This is a genomic window from Pricia antarctica (genome assembly GCF_900101815.1).
In the GTDB taxonomy this organism is placed as follows: Bacteria; Bacteroidota; Bacteroidia; order Flavobacteriales; family Flavobacteriaceae; genus Pricia; species Pricia antarctica.
This window is the reverse complement of the sequence record NZ_FNAO01000005.1, coordinates 236,439-255,057: the sequence shown is the minus strand read 5'-3', so window position 1 is coordinate 255,057 and position 18,619 is coordinate 236,439. Positions and strand designations below refer to the sequence as shown.

The 18,619-nt window shown below is 43.3% G+C and carries 19 protein-coding genes and 1 pseudogene; 7 read left to right on the top strand and 13 right to left on the bottom strand.

Annotated features, from left to right (window positions below; all coding sequences use genetic code 11):
- Nucleotides 1-96 precede the first annotated feature (96 nt).
- Nucleotides 97-750 carry a metal-dependent transcriptional regulator gene (locus tag BLT07_RS11185; RefSeq protein ID WP_091868683.1) on the bottom strand — a complete coding sequence of 218 codons (654 nt, stop codon included), beginning with the start codon at nucleotides 748-750 and terminating at the stop codon, nucleotides 97-99.
- 161 nt (nucleotides 751-911) lie between these two features.
- Between BLT07_RS11185 and BLT07_RS11180 the strand changes: the two genes are divergently transcribed.
- Nucleotides 912-2,777, top strand: coding sequence for an Nramp family divalent metal transporter (locus BLT07_RS11180; RefSeq protein WP_091868680.1), 1,866 nt, complete (start codon nucleotides 912-914; stop codon nucleotides 2,775-2,777).
- On the opposite strand, the gene BLT07_RS11175 is transcribed toward BLT07_RS11180, so the two are convergent.
- The 5 genes from BLT07_RS11175 to BLT07_RS11155 all read right to left on the bottom strand — a co-directional run bounded on the left by BLT07_RS11175 (nucleotide 2,774) and on the right by BLT07_RS11155 (nucleotide 6,032).
- Nucleotides 2,774-2,986 (bottom strand): hypothetical protein, encoded by a 213-nt coding sequence (locus BLT07_RS11175; RefSeq protein ID WP_139205136.1) that lies wholly within the window; start codon nucleotides 2,984-2,986, stop codon nucleotides 2,774-2,776. The two genes, BLT07_RS11180 and BLT07_RS11175, sit on opposite strands and share 4 nt — an antisense overlap.
- 75 nt (nucleotides 2,987-3,061) lie before the next feature.
- Nucleotides 3,062-4,225, bottom strand: coding sequence for an MFS transporter (locus BLT07_RS11170; RefSeq protein WP_091868676.1), 1,164 nt, complete (start codon nucleotides 4,223-4,225; stop codon nucleotides 3,062-3,064).
- A gap of 74 nt (nucleotides 4,226-4,299) precedes the next feature.
- Complete coding sequence (locus BLT07_RS11165) at nucleotides 4,300-4,512, bottom strand: hydroxyisourate hydrolase (protein ID WP_091868674.1); 213 nt, start codon at nucleotides 4,510-4,512, stop codon at nucleotides 4,300-4,302.
- Nucleotides 4,513-4,657: 145 nt separating this feature from the next.
- Nucleotides 4,658-5,437 (bottom strand): TrkA C-terminal domain-containing protein, encoded by a 780-nt coding sequence (locus BLT07_RS11160; RefSeq protein ID WP_091868671.1) that lies wholly within the window; start codon nucleotides 5,435-5,437, stop codon nucleotides 4,658-4,660.
- An 82-nt stretch (nucleotides 5,438-5,519) separates the two neighbouring features.
- Nucleotides 5,520-6,032, bottom strand: a complete 513-nt coding sequence (locus BLT07_RS11155) for a DUF3124 domain-containing protein (protein WP_091868669.1) — start codon at nucleotides 6,030-6,032, stop codon at nucleotides 5,520-5,522.
- 126 nt (nucleotides 6,033-6,158) lie between these two features.
- Here BLT07_RS11155 and BLT07_RS11150 point away from each other — a divergent pair, with 126 nt between their 5' ends.
- Nucleotides 6,159-6,668 carry a GreA/GreB family elongation factor gene (locus tag BLT07_RS11150; protein ID WP_091868668.1) on the top strand — a complete coding sequence of 170 codons (510 nt, stop codon included), beginning with the start codon at nucleotides 6,159-6,161 and terminating at the stop codon, nucleotides 6,666-6,668.
- Between the two features lie 82 nt (nucleotides 6,669-6,750).
- Here BLT07_RS11150 and BLT07_RS11145 read toward each other — a convergent pair whose 3' ends face one another.
- Nucleotides 6,751-7,458: a hypothetical protein gene (locus tag BLT07_RS11145; protein ID WP_245726524.1), complete on the bottom strand. Its 708-nt coding sequence runs from the start codon at nucleotides 7,456-7,458 to the stop codon at nucleotides 6,751-6,753.
- 344 nt (nucleotides 7,459-7,802) lie between these two features.
- On the opposite strand from BLT07_RS11145, the gene BLT07_RS11140 reads away from it, so the two are divergent.
- Nucleotides 7,803-8,858, top strand: coding sequence for a sugar-transfer associated ATP-grasp domain-containing protein (locus BLT07_RS11140; RefSeq protein ID WP_091868666.1), 1,056 nt, complete (start codon nucleotides 7,803-7,805; stop codon nucleotides 8,856-8,858).
- Nucleotides 8,859-8,894: 36 nt separating this feature from the next.
- Here the strand turns inward: BLT07_RS11140 and BLT07_RS11135 are convergent, their stop codons facing one another.
- The 4 genes from BLT07_RS11135 to BLT07_RS11125 all read right to left on the bottom strand — a co-directional run bounded on the left by BLT07_RS11135 (nucleotide 8,895) and on the right by BLT07_RS11125 (nucleotide 11,038).
- Nucleotides 8,895-9,737 carry a universal stress protein gene (locus BLT07_RS11135; RefSeq protein WP_091868664.1) on the bottom strand — a complete coding sequence of 281 codons (843 nt, stop codon included), beginning with the start codon at nucleotides 9,735-9,737 and terminating at the stop codon, nucleotides 8,895-8,897.
- Between the two features lie 78 nt (nucleotides 9,738-9,815).
- Nucleotides 9,816-10,016 carry a helix-turn-helix domain-containing protein gene (locus tag BLT07_RS21640; protein ID WP_317040760.1) on the bottom strand — a complete coding sequence of 67 codons (201 nt, stop codon included), beginning with the start codon at nucleotides 10,014-10,016 and terminating at the stop codon, nucleotides 9,816-9,818.
- A gap of 30 nt (nucleotides 10,017-10,046) precedes the next feature.
- Nucleotides 10,047-10,592 carry a Crp/Fnr family transcriptional regulator gene (locus BLT07_RS21635; protein WP_317040754.1) on the bottom strand — a complete coding sequence of 182 codons (546 nt, stop codon included), beginning with the start codon at nucleotides 10,590-10,592 and terminating at the stop codon, nucleotides 10,047-10,049.
- A 122-nt stretch (nucleotides 10,593-10,714) separates the two neighbouring features.
- On the bottom strand, nucleotides 10,715-11,038 hold the full coding sequence (locus tag BLT07_RS11125; protein ID WP_262503251.1) for a sensor histidine kinase: 324 nt from the start codon (nucleotides 11,036-11,038) through the stop codon (nucleotides 10,715-10,717).
- A 232-nt stretch (nucleotides 11,039-11,270) separates the two neighbouring features.
- Here BLT07_RS11125 and BLT07_RS11120 point away from each other — a divergent pair, with 232 nt between their 5' ends.
- Nucleotides 11,271-12,680 (top strand): MBL fold metallo-hydrolase, encoded by a 1,410-nt coding sequence (locus BLT07_RS11120; protein ID WP_091868660.1) that lies wholly within the window; start codon nucleotides 11,271-11,273, stop codon nucleotides 12,678-12,680.
- 38 nt (nucleotides 12,681-12,718) lie between these two features.
- A complete protein-coding gene (locus BLT07_RS11115; RefSeq protein WP_091868658.1) occupies nucleotides 12,719-13,090 on the top strand; it encodes a rhodanese-like domain-containing protein in 372 nt (123 codons plus the stop codon).
- A 30-nt stretch (nucleotides 13,091-13,120) separates the two neighbouring features.
- On the opposite strand, the pseudogene BLT07_RS11110 reads toward BLT07_RS11115, so the two are convergent.
- A pseudogene (locus BLT07_RS11110) lies at nucleotides 13,121-13,765 on the bottom strand (sterol desaturase family protein); the annotation flags it as partial.
- A gap of 152 nt (nucleotides 13,766-13,917) precedes the next feature.
- Complete coding sequence (locus BLT07_RS11105; protein WP_091868656.1) at nucleotides 13,918-15,243, bottom strand: ATP-dependent 6-phosphofructokinase; 1,326 nt, start codon at nucleotides 15,241-15,243, stop codon at nucleotides 13,918-13,920.
- 345 nt (nucleotides 15,244-15,588) lie between these two features.
- On the opposite strand from BLT07_RS11105, the gene BLT07_RS11100 reads away from it, so the two are divergent.
- Nucleotides 15,589-16,311, top strand: a complete 723-nt coding sequence (locus tag BLT07_RS11100; protein WP_091868654.1) for an energy transducer TonB — start codon at nucleotides 15,589-15,591, stop codon at nucleotides 16,309-16,311.
- 39 nt (nucleotides 16,312-16,350) lie between these two features.
- A complete protein-coding gene (locus BLT07_RS11095) occupies nucleotides 16,351-18,618 on the top strand; it encodes an inorganic phosphate transporter (protein ID WP_091868999.1) in 2,268 nt (755 codons plus the stop codon).
- Nucleotide 18,619 lies beyond the last annotated feature (1 nt).

The window sequence follows — 18,619 nt, the reverse complement described above, 5'->3', positions numbered from 1 at the left end:
AATCTGGAGTAAGTTGTTCTTTGTAGCTAGGTTTAGCACCGTTTTTGCCTGTACCTTTTGTCAATTTGTATGTTCGGGATAATCTATCTGATTTTTTCACTGCTCGACATAAATATTATCCGTAGCGGTTTTCGAAAGTTGAACTTCGTTATCTTCGATGCGTACCGTCATGCTCTCATCGAATTTTTCAATGTTGATGACCTCTACTGACGTGCCCAAGCCGATCTGTAATTTGGCCAAATACTTTAAAAAGGGTGATGAAGCGTCGTTAAACCCTTTGCAGGTGCCGCGGTCGCCTTTTTGTAATTGTGATAACTTTTTCTTTGGAATCTCGGGTATATTTCCCTTCGCATCGGGTATCGGATCACCGTGGGGATCATAGGCGGGTCGACCCAAGAAAATATCGAGTTCCTCTACCAACTTATGTGATTTTATATGTTCTAGCTGTTCTGCTACTTCATGGACTTCGTCCCAATTAAAATTAAGACGGTCTACAAGAAATGATTCCCATAAGCGGTGTTTCCTGACCACGGCCAAAGCGTGTTCCTTTCCAGTTTCGGTTAATTGCACGCCGTAGTACTTCTGATAATCCACCAAATTTTTTTCTGCCAATCTCTTTACCGCTTCGGTCACGGAGGCAGCCTTGGAATTTAGGTGCGCTGAAATGCTGCTCGTCGATACGCCACCATCCATTTCCTGCTGCAAATGGAATATAGCTTTCAAATAATTTTCTTCGGATTGGCTAAACATAAATTTCAAGTATTATACAAATATAAGTTATATTTTTATAAAAAATTATTAGCTTTGCCTAAATATTGAGAAGATTAATTATACATATTCGCTTCTTTATCTGAATTCCCCCATATCTTAAAAACTATCAAACGGGTAGAACCTATATTTAACTATAATTCATGTCTTCAGAATCATTAAGCGAAGTACATTCTTCGGTCGAGACCGAAAAAAAGGGATGGCGCAAGTTTTTGGCCTTTTTAGGGCCAGCGTATTTGGTGAGCGTCGGCTACATGGACCCGGGCAACTGGGCGACCGATATTGCCGGGGGTTCTCAATTCGGTTACCAACTGATCTGGGTGCTCTTGATGTCGAATCTGATCGCGTTGTTGCTGCAATCGTTAAGCGCACGGTTGGGCATAGTAAAGGGCTTGGATTTGGCCCAGGCCTCCAAAAACGCCTATCCCAAATGGGCCAATATTCCCCTGTACATTCTTGCGGAAATTGCCATCGCGGCCTGTGACCTTGCGGAAATCGTGGGTATGGCCATCGGTTTGAACCTGCTGTTCGGGCTACCGCTGGTCTGGGGCATTTGCCTGACCGCCTTGGATACCATTTTGTTGCTTTTTCTGTTGCGGCGCGGCATGCGTACGATGGAAAGATTTATTATCGGGCTGGTGTTCATCATCGGCATATCCTTTGTAGTCGAAATGATCATTACCGGTCCCGTTTACGGAGATGTGGTCAAGGGCTTGGTTCCTTCGGCCCTTAGTGGCGATGCGCTCTATATTGCCATCGGTATCATCGGGGCCACCGTCATGCCGCACAATCTGTACCTACATTCCTCTTTGGTGCAGACCCGTAAGATCGACCGCTCGTTCAAGGGCATTAAAAAGGCGATCAAATATAATTTTATAGATACGGTCATCGCGCTGAACTTGGCCTTTTTCGTCAACACCGCTATTTTAGTATTGGCGGCAGCGGCGTTTTTTGTTAATGGATATTACAACGTAGCCGAGATACAGGATGCCTCCGAACTGCTCGAACATTTGTTCGGAAGCGTGGCCCCGACCTTTTTCGGAATTGCCTTGGTCGCCGCCGGGCAGAGTTCTACCATTACGGGAACACTTGCGGGCCAGATCGTTATGGAAGGCCATTTGAACCTGCGTATACAACCGTGGCTCCGCCGTTTGATTACGCGCCTATTGGCCATTATTCCCGCGTTGTTCACTATTCTATACTTTGGGGAGGACGCCTTGGGCAGTCTGCTTATTTTGAGTCAAGTAGTGCTTAGTCTACAGCTAGGTTTTGCCGTTATCCCCCTTATCCATTTTAATTCGGATAAGAAGATGATGAAAGAATTCACCATAAAGCTTTGGGTCAGGATTTTGGCCTGGATGAGCGCGGCGGTCATTGTGTATTTGAACATCACCTTGGTCATCAACGAAATTGAGGGTTGGATAAAGGCCTCCTCGGGAGAAAATACCGTGCTTATCTACGCCGTGGTCATTCCTATTGCCCTGGCCTGCTTCGCACTGCTGGTCTATGTGTTTATCCATCCGATGCTTAAGTCCGTACCAAGGGAAAGACACCAATTACCCCATGGCCATGCCGAGAATTTTACAGAAGGAACACGCATTGTTTATGAACATATCGGGATTACCATCGACTTCTCCGGAAACGACCAACGTGTCATACAAAACGCATTGTCGCAAGGTGGGAAGTCTTGTAGGTACACTTTTATCCATATTGTCGAAAGTGCTGCTGCCCGATATTTGGGTACTAATTCCGGGGATTACGAAACCCAACTAGACGTAGCCGGTCTGCAACAGTATGAGCGGCGATTGGCCGTATTGGGCTACACCACCGACCATAAAATCGGTTTCGGGGACGCCGCGTTGGAAATCGCAAAAATTGTAGAGACCGAAGGCATCGATTTTATGGTGATGGGTGCCCACGGCCATAAAGGGGTAAAGGACCTGATTTTTGGGACTACTTTGGATGCGGTGCGGCACAGGATAAACGTGCCTATATTAATCGTCAATTAAGCGAGATTGTGGTATTCTAGCTGCAGCTTCTTTATCCCTTCGAGCAGTTTACCCGTGGCAGGTCCTTTTACTACGATATTCGCAACGATTTCATTAATAGGATTGAAGCGGATGGACACCTGCACCGTGTCAAGCCATTCGTCGAGCTGTTTTGCTGAACTCAAATCTTCGATGGTGACCAATTTACCCAAACGTGCGCGGCGGCACACATCGGGCACTGTTCGCCGACCAAGCCCGGCACCTTTGTCTTGCGGATCAATATCGTGCCATGCGGATTGTATTTTTCAAATTGTTCGTTTTCTAAAAACCAAATGTACAATGGCTATAATTACAGAAAGGGAAATCCCCAATACCGATACCCCGATCCACTTAAACTGATCCCAAGCGTAAGCCCCTAACGAGGTGCCCAATGCGCCGCCGATGAAAAATCCTACCATATAAATAGTATTGACCCGATTTCTGGCCTCGGGATTTTTCGAGAAAATGATATTTTGGTTCGTGATATGTAAAGCCTGCAATCCCAAATCGACCAGAATTACCCCGATAATCAATCCGATGATGGAATTTCCAGAAAAAAGGAAAACTACCCACGAAACGATCAAGAGCAGCGCCGCATACCATATAATTTTATCGGCATCCATTTTGTCGCTTAGTTTACCTACATAAGCCGCGGCCAAGGCACCGGCGACACCAAAAAGACCAAAGGCACCCGTGATATCACTGCCGTAGCCGAAGTTGTCTTCCATGAGAAAGACCAACGTGGTCCAGAAAGCGCTAAGGCCCGCAAAAGCCAGTCCGCCACGAAGCGCCGCAAGGCGCACCGAGGGTTCTGTTTTGAAATAAAATCCGATGGATTTGAGCAAGCCTACATAGCTTCCTTTGTATTCCGGTACGAGTTTAGGTAATTTGAACTGCAATAAAATAAACAGGGGTACCATTAAAATCGCCGCTACGTAATACATCATCTGCCATCCGAAACGCTCGCCAACAAGGCCGCTAACGACCCGGCTCCCTAAAATACCGATCAATAGGCCACTCATGACGATGCCGATGGCCCGACCCCGGTTTTTTTCATCCGCAAGTTGCGCTGCCATAGGAACGAAAAGCTGGGGTATGGCCGAGGAAAAACCGATAAAAAAACTGCTGATTGTCAGCCACAATAGCGAGGTAGAACTTGCCGCGGCCACTAGTGAGGCGATGATGACCGAAAAGTCGTATTGTAAAATCTTTTTGTTGGATATCTTATCGCCCAAGGGAATAATGAACAGCAACCCTAAAGCATAACCCAACTGGGTGAAAAGTGCAACATTGCTCACCGCGGCTTCTGAAACCTTAAAAGTGACCGATATCTGGTGCAACAAGGGCTGATTGTAGTAAAGGTTCGCTACGATCAGCCCCGCGGACACACTCATCAAATACAGAACGGAATTTGAAAGTTTTGGTTTCATCACAAATTGAAATCAACGATATGAAAAATGAATCCGAACGCGATAGAAGCACTCCGGGTATTTAGTAAATAAGCTTAGGGTTCTATTAGGTTAACTACCACGGTAAGTGGAGTATCTGAAAGCGCAATGGGTACATGGTAGTGGGCATCATCCTCTATTTTGAAAGCGACCTTCACAAAGGGATAGAAAGTTTCAAGTTTTTTTTTCTTAGAGTCCAGTTCCACATAAAAAGTAAGTCGATAGATGCCGGGAAGTATGCGTAAAATGAAGAATATTTTTGAATTCATAAATGATTGTAATGAGCGATTGGAACTGTTACAAGTGTTACATTGTGGAATATCTGCAAGGTAGCCTGAACGATGGGGAGAAGCCTTGTTCGATGCCAAGGTTTTTTACCCCGTTTAACTGAATACAACGACGTATCGAACTCGATTACTTTTCGATGCTATCTTCTTTTTGTCTTTGTTCTTGGACTAGCTGCCGCGTTGTTTCCTGTCTAACATGTTCGTTGTGCTCATGTTCGGCTTTGTAGTTTTTCTTGCGGTTGTAAACACTTCTTATCCCATCGGCCTTTCCATAAATGGTCACCACGTCATCGGGCAAGATCTCGAACTCTCCCGAGGGCGATCCGAAATACTCATAGTTATTGCGATCGATACCTAGCACGGTAATGCCTTCTTCCCGTAGGTTCAGCTGTAAAAGCGTCCGGTTGGCCATCCAATCATCCGGGGCAATCCGTTTTTCACTGATTTTAAAATCGTCCTTCAAATGCAATATGGCGGCAAAATCCTTAACCTCCAAATCGGTATAGCGCACTAACATCCTATTGATTATTTTAGATAATCTCCGGTCGATCCACTTACTTTTAATGGCCCACCAGATAAGGCTCATGCCCACGATAACGATCAGGAGGCCGTATAATTTTGTGGCCAAGGTATCGGGCAATACAAAGGTCAAGATCAGGGACGACATCACCGTAACGATACCGGCATTACCTACCAGCATTAGGGTGAAAATGATTTTGCGGCGCACGGGATGGTTCATGATTTTTTCGGATTCGTTCGATGTGAATCCTGCCCCGGTATAGGCCGATCTCGCTTGAAAACGGGCGATGTCGGTCGAAAGACCCGTATGAATCAGTGCGATCGCCGCTATTTTTGTAATCAGGGCAGAAAGAGAAACAACGAGGAATAATGTTATGGCTGCAATCATAATCTATAATTTAAAAACCTGAAATCCATAAATGCATTTTAGGGAGGTAGTCGGAGAATACATGGTTCGGCCAGTTCGGAAGTTACTTGATACGTTTCCCCTCGGTTACGAAAGAAAGGCCTTGCGAGCCATAAGTATTAATCATTACGGCTTCGAAAAGAGGCTCGTTGCTGTTTCGTTTTTTTTGCCAATCAAAAATAAAATTGGCACCTGTACCGCCTTCCTTATCGATACCGTCGATAACGATCTGTACGGTTTCCATAGGCTTTATAAAAATAGTTTGGTCGAAATAAGTACGGATTGCCTCTCCGTGGGTGTTGTAATAAACCGCTTTATCGATAAAAACATCTTCGTCGCGGTTCGGGTTGTGCAGACTGACAGTAACGGTCAAGTCGGACTGCTCTTGATCGTTGCGCATGTAAATGGAGGAGTAGATCGATAAAAAGGTGTGCCCGGTATCCAACGTATCAGAAATGGGACTAGTCATCCTTCTTTTTTCCCAATTGATAGGATTGGTCGAACTTAGTTCCCGAGGCTGGTCATTGCACGCGACAGCAATAAAAAAGACAGCAACTGTGGCGAACGCATATTTCATCGGTATCCGTTTATTGGAATTAACAATTCGGTGTTAAGATAAGCAAAACCAACCCAATGTGACTTTCTTTTTCTATATTATTCTTATCTTGAGAATGGGATTGAAAATTAATCTAAGTAAACGAATATGAGTAGAGGATTTGTAAAGGAGGATGATCAGGAAGAAGTGCCGATGGTACCCCCAAGGGCCGATTTGCCAGCAGGGGTAACCAATTATGTCACTCCTAAGGGAATGGAAGCTCTAACGGATGAAAAAACACTTCTGATCAAGGAACGGGAAGCACTGGATACTGCCAACGAGAACGAGCGTCGTATTGCTTTAAACCATATCAACGCTAAACTGCAATTGCTCAACACTAGGATCCTGAGCGCGAAAGTGGTCCATCTGAACATCCAACCTAAAGATGAAGTCCGCTTTGGTGCCTTTGTTACCCTTAAGATCGGGACTACAAATAAAATAGAAAAATATCAGATTACGGGCGTAGATGAAGCGGATATATCCAAAGGAAAAATCTCTTTTGTTTCGCCAATCGCTAAATTATTGACGAACAAAAAAGTGGGAGAGAAGGTTACATTAAAACTCGCTAAGGAATATAGGTTGTTTGAGGTTATGGATATTGCGTACGGTCAAAAGTGACATTGAACACGGATATAAAAAAAGGGCCGGAACATCGTTCCGGCCCTTTTTAAAAATACTTTGCAGCGCTCCAAATATCCTATTAGTTATTAGTTTCGCGATCGATGATATTCTCCGCTTCGGAAGCAGGCAAAAATATCTGGATACCAATATTCAATCCGATGCTATTTTGATAACTTGTGTCCCCGCCACCGGCCAAACCGTTGTATTTCAAGGTAGTTTCCAAAGCAACATTATCGGTAATGAAGTACGAATAGCCAGGTCCGAATCCAAGGGCAAAACCATTAGTGGAAGGGCCATCTTTAATATTGACGCCCGAAATACCACCGTTGGCCTCTACGAAAAAGCGACCTCTTTGTAACAAGTTTTCGACCCCAACTTCCCCAGGAAACAAATAGTATCTTGACAAGGCCTGAATGCCGTATACCGTAGATTTGGCCGACACACCGTTGACCTCGGGAGATTTAGTGAACCCGAGATTGGTGGAGACACCGATCAAAAAATTGTCCGCTATAAAAAAACCGACTTTGGGGCTAAGACCTACGTTGTACCCTGCACCGTCGTTTAGACCGAAATTTAAACCAAAAAGACCATTATTGCTGGTACTGACCAGCCCGCTGCCAAAATCACTTCCCAACATCACATCTCCTTTGCTTAGCTGTGCGTTCGAAATACCCACTGCCCCGAATACCATGGTGACGGCTAGTAACAAAGCGTTTCTTGTTGTTTTCCCAGTACGTTTATTTCCAAGCTGGGCCTTATTGGAATTCCCTCGATAAAGATTTTTCATTTGTATGTTTTTTAGATTTAATATGCAAAGCTATTCATCAACCTTTGTGGGTATTGACGTTATTACAACGATTAGTATAACAGAAAAATGGGTTCATAAGGGTTTGCGCCAATATATCATTCTAAGGCCCATTAACATTGATGTTCCGCGGGTTATCAGCACGATGAGCGTACGTTTTTCATAGGGATTGGATATGTCTTTTAACACAATCGATTGAAATACAGGTCTATCCAAATTTTTATTTTACGAACGTTCCTATAAAACTTTATATTTTTAAGAACTGGAAACTTTCTAAATGGTTAATTTAGGGCGTCAGACTTTATGACACCTTACTATCTAATGGTATGCGCAATTTTAATAATATTGGGAGAGTTAAGGTTTTTATCAATGACCCAAATAAAAAGAGTTTTTTCAAGATAATTAAAGAGGTATTCGTCATTATTAAGGCCAAGAGGGAAATTCCATTTTATTATTTTAAGTACTTATACAGAAAGGAAGTCAAAAATTATTTGGATTATTTAAGCACTGGAGAAATTAACGCGATCGGAAATAGTAAACTTTTGCACAAACCTGCTTACCGATCACTATTGGACAACAAATTATTTTTTTCGCTGTTATTGGAAAAATCTTCACTTCATACCCCAAAGTTAGTCAGCTATAATCTTGGAAACAGTTTCCATTACAACAATACGAATAGGCAAATATTTGGTAAAGCTGAACTTATCGAGTTTTTTGAAAATGTCTTTAAGGCAAATAAGTTAGAAGGTCTATTTCTTCGACCGCTATCCGACTATGGCGGAAAGGGCTGTTTTAAATTGACCCGAAACCATCTGAAAAAAGAAATAGATGCTATAATCGATTTAATATTCAAAGGGTCTTACGTTCACACGAAGATCATAAAACAGCACGAAGAAATCGATAAAATCCACAATAGGTCGGTATCTACCATGAGAATAATATCATTGATAACTTCTTCAGGCCAAGCTGAAATTATTGGTGCTGCTATGAGATTTGGGGTTGGTAGTAGTGTTGTCGATAATGCAAGTTCAGGAGGTTTTGTAGTTGGAGTGAACGTTGCTAGTGGCACGTTAAAACGGATGGGACGCTATTTTCTTGATTACGGCGGAGGTGAGATTTATGAACACCCCGACAGTGGGTTTAAACTTGAAGGTTTTAAAATACCCTATTTTAAAGAAGCTTGTGAAGAAGTCCTAAAGGGCGTTACGGTGATACCGGATCGATTTATAGGTTGGGATGTTGCAATCACTCCAAGTGGTCCTACCCTTGTGGAAGCGAACGCGGCCCCTCATTTACCTTCGTTTGAAATAGAGTTTGGTGGGTTATTGCGCAATCAACATATCAAACAACTCGTAGCGGAATTGAAAGGACAAAGGGTTTAATCAAGGTCTATGGACTTAAAAAGTTCGGACCATTCGCTACTCGTGCAATACCAAAAACGGCACTTGGGTGTAGTAGCTGATTTTCTCCACGTCTGGGCGAAATAATATCCGTTGAAAAAAGTTGAGGTTTTTGGCGACCATGGCAATCATGTCGATATCACGGCTTTCGATAAAGGCCTGAACTGCGGTTTCGAGTTTGAGTTCTGTGAGGGAATGAAAACTATGATCGATATCGACGAGATAATCATCTAGAAAATCCTTATGTTTTTGTTGCTCTTCGGTCAGATTCTTCCCGTTTTTTGAAACATTCATGATACGGATTTCTGCCTTGTTCATGGTGGCTATTTCAATAAGGGTGTCCAATACCTTTATGTCATAGCCGATTTGAAAATCAGTAGGAAAAGCGATTTCCTTTAGGGTAGTGTATTCCGCATTTTCCGGAACGGCCAATAACGGATGTGCCACTTTCGTGATGACATCGCCGGTATTGCTTCCTATAGTAGCTTTTTTTAGTCCCGTTGCCCCCTTGGTACCCATTATAATCAAATCGATTTTTCTGGTTTCTGCCTCCCGTTTTATGGCATCCACGAAAAAATCGTAGAAAGCCAAAGGGATAAAGTTATGTTTTGGATTAAGCGGGATAACTTTGTGTATACGATCTGTCAATTGCCGTAGTTCTAGTTTGCTTTGCTTTAAAAGGGAGTCTCTAAAACCGGGATCCGAAGAACGCAGGGAGGTGCCCGCACCGGAATAGGCCGGAATTGGGTTGACGTGAACCAGATAAAACGTACATTTCGTTTTTTTGAACATTTCAAGGCCGTAGGTAATGGCGTTCCATGCATTTTCGGAGAAATCGGTGGGAATAAGGATGTGCTTCATGCCGTTCTTAATTTTGGATTAAAAACGTAAATTTAGAGCGGTTCGACCGGACAGGAAATGATATTAATCATATCGCTGTTATTTAACCCGATTCAGGCCCTCGAAATTTAAGATTCGAATACTCCGCTCCTCGATATCGATAAGACCTTCTTTTTTAAAGCTGGAAAGCGTTCGTATCAATGTTTCCGTCGCCATACCCGCGACACTGGCCAAATCGCTACGAAGAATATGAAGGTTTTCCTTGGAATCCATTTGAATTTTTTCGGCAAATTTCAGAATGGTACTTGCCGTTTTTTTCCGAACGGAACCCTAGGCCATTTTCAATAGTTGGGTCTTGGCGTTGGTGAGATTTTCCGATAGAAATTGGATTAGCTTTAGGATTAGGTCGGGGTTTTGTTCCAAAAGACTTTTAAGCGTTTGGGCCGGGATGCCGACCACAACCGTAACCACCATTGCGGTGGCGTAGTCGCTGTGTGAGCTGTTGGGAACGAACGAACCAAATCCGAAAAAATCATCTGCACTGAATATACCGGTAATCAGTTCTTTGCCATTGCGGTCTAATTCATGCCTCTTTACGATGCCATGGGTCACTAAATATGTATTGGAATACGTGCCTTCGCGGTATACGGTTTTTCCTGATTTAAATTCTTCCCTTTGTCCGTTGTCATCGATACAGTTTGTGAGGTCGTGTATCGTTTTTTTGGAAATTGCTGTGGGTAAGTTCTTATTAGGATTATCGTTCAGAATCGCCATTTTGGCCAGACGGCTCTCAATGGCCCCATTTAGTTCCGACTCTTCGAAGGGTTTGGTCAGATAGTCGCCCGCACCCATAATCCCATGAAATGCCGTTTGCACCTCATGATCGGAAAGTTTTAAAAGAACTGCCGTGTTTTCAAGTAGGATGGGGTCATCTTCTATAAAGAATATTTTTTTGCCATAATTCGAATTACATTACTTTTTTACCGGAACTGCATAGTCTAGTTCCTCAACGGCAATTCTACCGAAAAGGTAGTCCCCACATTCTCTTTACTCATAAAATTTATTTTCCCTCCCAAATTCTCTATATGTCCTTTTACGATGTTCAGGCCGATACCCGTGCCTTGGGCCGTCAATACATTTTCGGCCCTAAAGTATCTATCGAAAATGTATTTTTGTTCTTTTTCAGGGATACCGATGCCCTGATCTTTTACATGGAAAGCGATTTTGTCGTCCGTAAGATGCACCTTTAAATCTATTTCGCGGTCTTCGGGGGAATATTTTACGGCATTGCCTAAAAGATTGGTCAAGATCAGACCGGTTATTTTTTCATCTTGATAAATGTCGATATCGTCGATGTTTTGCGTTCTAGACGGTGCCGTTTCGACTCGACACTGGGGGTGCCGATTCTACAGCCGATCCGCTTTAAAAATAAAGTATCCGACCTTTTCAACTCGATACCTATGTCTTTGAAATTTATGATGCGATGAATGTTTCAGGGTAAGCTTTGTTACAAATACGATATATTTGAACACGCAAAGTAAAAAATAGAGAGTGATGAAAATCGAACAATTGTATACCGGCTGTCTGGCACAAGGTGCATATTACATTAAAAGTAGGGGCGAAGTCGCTATTATAGACCCCTTGCGCGAGGTCAAGCCGTATATCGATCGCGCTAATTCGGACAATGCAAAGATCAAATATATTTTTGAGACCCATTTTCATGCCGATTTTGTGAGCGGTCATGTCTCGTTGGCCAAGGAAACGGGAGCCTCTATTATTTATGGACCAAACGCGAACCCATCTTTCAAAGCCCTTATTGCCAAAGACGGTCAGCAGTTTAAAGTGGGTGACATTACGATTGTTACCCTGCACACCCCGGGACACACGATGGAAAGCACGACGTTCTTACTTCGGGATGAAAACGGAAAAGATCATGCGATCTTTAGCGGCGATACGTTGTTCTTGGGAGATGTCGGCCGGCCCGACCTGGCACAAAAAATGGGCGTCTTGACCGAAAAGGACCTAGCGGGATTTCTATATGATAGCCTCCGCGAAAAGATTATGCCTTTGGCCGACGATGTCATCGTCTACCCTGCCCATGGTGCCGGCTCGGCCTGCGGAAAGAATATGATGAAGGAAACCGTCGATACCCTCGGCAACCAGAAAAAAATGAACTATGCCTTAAGGGCCGATATGACCAGGGATGAATTCATAAAAGAGGTAACGGACGGATTGTTGCCGCCCCCGAAATACTTCCCCTTGAACGTCAAAATGAACAAAGAAGGCTACGATGATTTCAACGAGGTATTAGCAAGGGGCACCCACGCTCTTGCGCCCAGTGCCTTCGAAGCCGCCGCGAACGAGACTGGAGCCGTAGTACTTGACGTACGCCATCAAGACGATTTTGCCAAAGGCCATATTCCGCGTTCTATTTTTATTGGCCTCAATGGAGATTTCGCTCCATGGGTCGGCGCCCTGATCGCCGATGTGAAGCAGCCCATACTCTTGGTCGCTCCGAAAGGAAGCGAAGAAGAGGCCGTAACAAGACTCTCCCGTGTCGGATTTGACCATACCTTGGGTTATTTGGAAGGCGGCTTCGACGCATGGAAGAAGGCCGGAATGGAATATGATTCGGTCAGTCAAATGAGTGCCGATGGTTTGAGGGAAGTATTGGAAGAAGATGAGGCACCGGTTTTCGACGTTCGAAAGGAAAGTGAATATCTATCCGAACATGTACTGGAGGCCAATAACACCCCGCTTGATTACCTGAACGATCATTTGGCCGAGTTTCCCGACGATAAACCCTTCTTTGTGCATTGCGCTGGCGGATACCGTAGTATGATTGCTTCATCCATTTTAAAAAGTAGGGGTATTCACAATCTCATCGATGTTACCGGTGGATTTGATGCCATCAAGGAGGCAAAAGTGCCCGTTTCGGAGTATGTTTGTCCGACAACGATCTAACTCTGAATGTGTAATTATATTGATTGAATATTTAAAATATGAGAAACCTAATCATTTTACTTTTACTTGTTTGTACAACTTCGTGCACTTCTCAGAGCAACGGCCAGGTTATAAGTATCGATATTGAAACCGTCAAGACCGAAGTAATCGGGAAAGATGTGCAACTCGTTGATGTCCGTACCTTGAAAGAATATGATGCCGGACATATAGGTGATGCGATAAATATTGACTTTTTAGACAATCCCGCGTTTACCGAAAAATTCCAAAATCTTGATAAAGAGGAACCTGTTTACATCTATTGTCAAATGGGCGGTAGAAGTAAAAAAGCAAGCCAGAAATTAAAAGAGATGGGATTCAAGACCATATTCGACTACTCCGGGGGGTATGGGGAATGGAGCGCACAAAAATAGAATAGAGCCAAATTTTATTTCTTAGAAGTCTTAATACTTATTTTTCCTTTTGAAACCGTGGGTTATTTGTCCGAAAAAATCCTTGGGCAAGCGTTCATCGCCAGAATACCCCAATTTGATCTTTCCACCGGTCTGGGGAATATAATTCGTTTTGAAGAGGTAATCCCAAAGGCTAAGGCTGATCCCGAAATTGACGTCGTATTCGCTTTCTGGCAAATCGTATGCGTGATGGTATAAATGCATGACAGGATTGTTCAAAAATAAACTCTAAAGGCCCCCCAGGTTATCTTAGTGATCGAATGATTAAAATGCGCAATGGCGATAGCAAAGAAATGGACGAGATAGGCCTGCTCGGGTTCAAAACCACCAAAAATTATAACCCCAAAAGTCTTTAAGGGTTTGTAAAGGATATTTTCCATCCAATGATTGCGAAGATGTGCCGCAAAACCTATTTCCTTAACGCTGTGGTATACTTCATGAAATCGCCATAGAAACTGGTATTTGTGCAGTAAAATATGGGTAAACCACTGTACGAAGTCCAGTATGATAAAGAAGACCAGGAGTTGCCCCCACATCGGTCAAGCTTCGATATCTATCAGGGCCAGGCTTTTTGTCGTGATTCCCACATCGCTGGAAAGCACCATCTAAAACACTGTAGAATCCGCTGATAATGAGGAATCACGAGGATTGTACAACGGCCAACCCCATATTTAATGAGAGTTGCTAACTCGTGTGCCACAGGCCGTAGCGAAAGCAAGAAACGGGGTTAAAGTTTCCAATTATTAATAGATAGTAAAGCGATATTATGGAAACTGGTATAGTATTCTTTACTTCATCGAGAAGGGCTGACCTGTACTCTGAAGGACAGCAAACCAAAATTCGCCCTCCATATCGATTTTTTTACGTTGGTTCACGACTTTTGAAATGGGAATGTATACAAACCTGTTGTTGAGCCGGCCTATTACAAATTTCGTCTTTCCTGCCATTGCCCCATGTACGGCATGGTGGGCAAGCCTATTGCAAAAGAGACTATCGTTTGCATTGGCTGGCGCACTGCGAATAATATAACTTGGATCAATATATTTAATGGTGGTTTTGGTCTCGATAGTATCAAAATACTGTTTTATCCGATGCTTTAAAAATAGGCCGATATCTTGATGTTTTATGTTTCCGGACGCGTCGTGTACTTCTTCCGTTCCGGTCTCGAAAAGATTTTGTCCTGCTCCTTCGGCCACTACGATTACCGCATGGTGTTTGAGATTTATTCGCTTTTTTAAGGCTTCCAGAAAACCATTTGGTCCATCTAGCGCGAAGTGGATCTCAGGGATGAGCACAAAATTGACCACCGGCATAGCTATGGCGGTCGATGCTGCTATAAAGCCACTGTCCCTTCCCATTAATTTTACGATGGAAATGCCATTAAAAGCTCCGGTAGCTTCGTTGTGTGCATTTCTGATGATGGGGCTTGCGACATCGAAGGCCGTCTCGAACCCGAACGACTTATCGAGCAAGTCGATGTCGTTGTCTATCGTTTTAGGAATTCCGGCAACGGCGATTTTCAAACCCCGTTTTTCGATTTCCTCCCCGATAGCATTTGCACCTTTGAGGGTTCCATCGCCACCGATGGTAAACAATATGTCGATTTTATTTTTTTCAAGGGCATCGACCATTTCCGGGACGGATTGCGCTCCGCGTGATGAACCCAATAGGGTACCTCCGAACTCATGGATGTCTTTTACTATGTCTGGCGTAAACTCCAAAAAATCATGCCCATTTCCAGGTATCAGTCCTTCATATCCATACCGAATTCCGATGATTCGCTCAACCTTGTAAAAATAATGTAACGCCATGAACAGACTGCGGATTACATTATTGATCCCTGGGCAAAGTCCACCACAGGTAACAATTGCCGCCGTAGTGCTCTTTGGGTCAAAAAATAGCGCTTCACGCGGTCCGGCTTTTTCCAGACAATTCGGTTGTGTGTTATTGCGGATACACGAATTGAAATCTGCCAAAGAGACATCCATAAGCATTCTATCGCTGTCCTCTACAAAACTGAAAATCTTCTCCCCGGCAGTTTTACTTAGATGTATGGGCGAAGGAATCGACGCGTTGCCTAGAGAAACTATGTCAAACGTATTTTTAGAAGCCATGGGATGTGATGATTTGAACGTATTGGAACTTAAATGAAAAAGTTAGCTAACTACAGCATTTTGATTTGTGAAAAGTATCATTTTTATACTGGACTGGGATAACATCCGCAGCAATATTGTCTAAAAATATGAAATGCGTCACTTCAGGGCAACGCTACCAAGGTGTCCCAATTGAAAAAACCCGATTTGGGACCAACCAAAACTTAAGCATTCAAGTTTCATTTAGATTACTGATGAACAATAGATTAGTGTTTCGCTAGATAATGATGTAACTGATAAATATCATATGAATTCCAAAAAAACAGAATTAATTTTAAGAAAGTAATCCGTTCAAACCCTTCTGTCATGCAAATTAAGAAAAATCCGAAAGTCGACCTGAATCGAAACAGTGGTCTTTACTTTGTAATTGGCCTGAGCCTTGTTCTTTTCTTCACTTGGAGAGCCTTGGAATATAAGACCTACGAAAAAGAGAAATTTGTTGTGGAAGCGATGAACGTGTCCGACGATATACTGGAAGACGTACCTATAACAGAGCAAATCAAGACACCGCCGCCGCCGCCGCCGCCGTCAGCACCGGAAGTCATAGAAATCGTGGAGGACAATGACGATATTGAGGAAACGATTATCGAAAGTACCGAAACAAACCAGGAGTCGGTTATAGAAGAGGTTATGAAGGTCGAGGATGTTGTAGTCGAAGAAGAAGAAGAGGAGGTATCGGTGCCATTCTCAGTTATTGAGAACGTACCTGTTTTCCCTGGTTGTGAGGATAGTATGACCAATGAGGCGAAAAAAGTTTGTTTCCAAAAAAAGATTCAGGAGCATGTGGCCAAGGAATTCAAGTATCCCGAAGTTGCAGTGGAAATGGGGGTGCAAGGCAGGGTGTTCGTACAATTTGCCATAGACAATAAAGGATACATCTCCGATGTTAGGGTAAGGGGTCCCGATAAAAATTTAGAAGCGGAAGCAACGCGCATTGTTGCGGCAATACCGAGAATGACCCCGGGTATGCAAAGGGGTAGGCCGGTAAAGGTACCCTATAGTATTCCCATTACCTTTAAATTACAATAATTCGGCTTGATTCGTCTATTGGTTGGAACGGTATTGATTATGGATAACATTTACTTTTTGATGATAGTAGCCTTGGCCTTCTTGGCTATTGCAGACCTTATTGTAGGGGTTAGCAATGACGCCGTCAACTTTTTAAATTCTGCGATAGGTTCGAAGGCCATTTCATTTCGAACCATTATAATTGTTGCCAGTTTGGGTATCGCCTGCGGTGCCCTGTTTTCAAGCGGGCTGATGGAGGTTGCGCGAAAAGGCATTTTCGTGCCTAGTGAGTTCATGTTCAGTGAGATCATAATCATCTTTATGGCCGTAATGATTACGGACATTTTATTACTCGATTTTTTCAATACATTAGGTATGCCGACCTCAACTACGGTATCTATTGTGTTTGAATTGTTAGGTGCCGCCGTAGCCATGGCCCTGATAAAAATCGGTGCCAATGATGGTTCTTTTTCCGAAGTTCTGAATTATATCAATACTATAAAAGCTACGGAAATAATTCTAGGAATTCTGCTTTCCGTCGTTATAGCTTTCTCTGTTGGCGCAGCAGTACAATATGTTTCCCGTGTCTTACTGTCTTTCAACTTTGAAAAGAAAGCTAACTGGGTGGGTGCCGTCTTCGGTGGTATTGCTTTGTCCGCCATCACCTATTTCATTTTTGTAAAGGGACTACAGGGCTCGGATTTTTACACGGAAATCGAGCCGCTAATAGAAGGTAGAACGGTCTTGATCGTAACGTTCAGTTTTATTATTTGGTCGCTCTTATCCTATTTGGTCATAACGGTATTTAAACAAAATATATACAAGCTCATTATTGCTGTGGGCACCTTTGCGTTGGCCTTGGCTTTTGCGGGCAACGATCTGGTGAATTTTATTGGCGTTCCTATTGCCGCTTGGCAATCGTATGAAGCCTGGGTGGCTTCGGGTATGCCGGCTACCGAGTTTGCAATGGATGTCTTGGACGAAAAGGTGCCTACCCCCACAATTTTTCTTCTGATCGCCGGTTTGATCATGGTGCTGACCTTATGGTTTTCAAGTAAGGCAAAGAAAGTGGTCAAGACCTCTATTGACCTTTCGAGTCAGGAAGCGACCCAAGAACGTTTTAGTCCAAATTTTTTGTCGCGGAACTTGGTGAGGTTTACACTGCTTGCCTCAAAATATACCAGCACGGTGATTCCAGATTCCATCCAAAAGAAAATAGATAAACAATTTGTAAAACCTTCTATCGCGCTTTCCAGGGGGAAAACGCATGACCTGCCCGCCTTTGATTTGGTACGTGCCGCGGTCAATCTGATGGTTGCCAGTATGTTGATTTCAATAGCGACCTCAATGAAACTACCCTTGTCGACTACCTATGTTACCTTTATGGTGGCCATGGGTACTTCCCTTGCAGACAGGGCCTGGGGTGCCGAAAGTGCTGTTTACAGGGTTGCCGGGGTATTGAACGTCATAGGGGGATGGTTTTTTACGGCCATTTGCGCGTTTGTGGCAGCTGGTACGGTTGCGTATTTGATCGATCTGGGTGGTGGAACAATGATTGCTGTATTGTTGCTTTTGGCCATTTTATTGTTGACAAGAAACTACATTAAACATGTAAAGAAAACAAGGGAGGTTAGGGCCGAAGACAGCTTGATTAAAGCGGAAAGCAATTCTATTCACGGTGTTATTGAAGAAACTGCGGATAACATCTCTAAGTCCCTAAAAAGAGTTGGAAAGATAATTAATAACACTATGGTTGGACTGATCAATCAAGACTTGGATGCCCTTAAAAAAGCGAAGAACATGGTGGTCAAATTGGAATCCGAAATAGAGGAATTACAAAATGATATCTTTTATTTCATTAAAGATTTGGATGATTCTTATTTGAATGCCAGTAAATTTTACATCGATGTCATCGGAAGCATACAGGATGTGGCCCAATCGTCAAGTTTTATAGCAAATGTCAGTCATAAACATGTTAATAACAACCATAAGGTGTTAAAGAAAAAACAGGCCGAGGAACTTTTGGCCATCAATCACAGGCTTATTAAACTTTTCGACCAAATAAGGGAAGTTTTCGAGACCAGAACGTTCGATAGAATTTTTCCCCCGATTATGGAAGAAAAACAGGCCCTGCTCGAAAGCGTTCAAGAGTCCATACAAAAACAGGTCGAACGCACTCGGACCGAAGACTCTAGTCCTAAGAACACCACCCTTTATTTCAGCATACTCCTTGAAACCAAGGATTTGATTATGGCCAATATGAACATCCTAAATTTATATTACGAGGAACATCAACGTTCAAAGGAGCTTCTTGACCTAGATGAGTAGC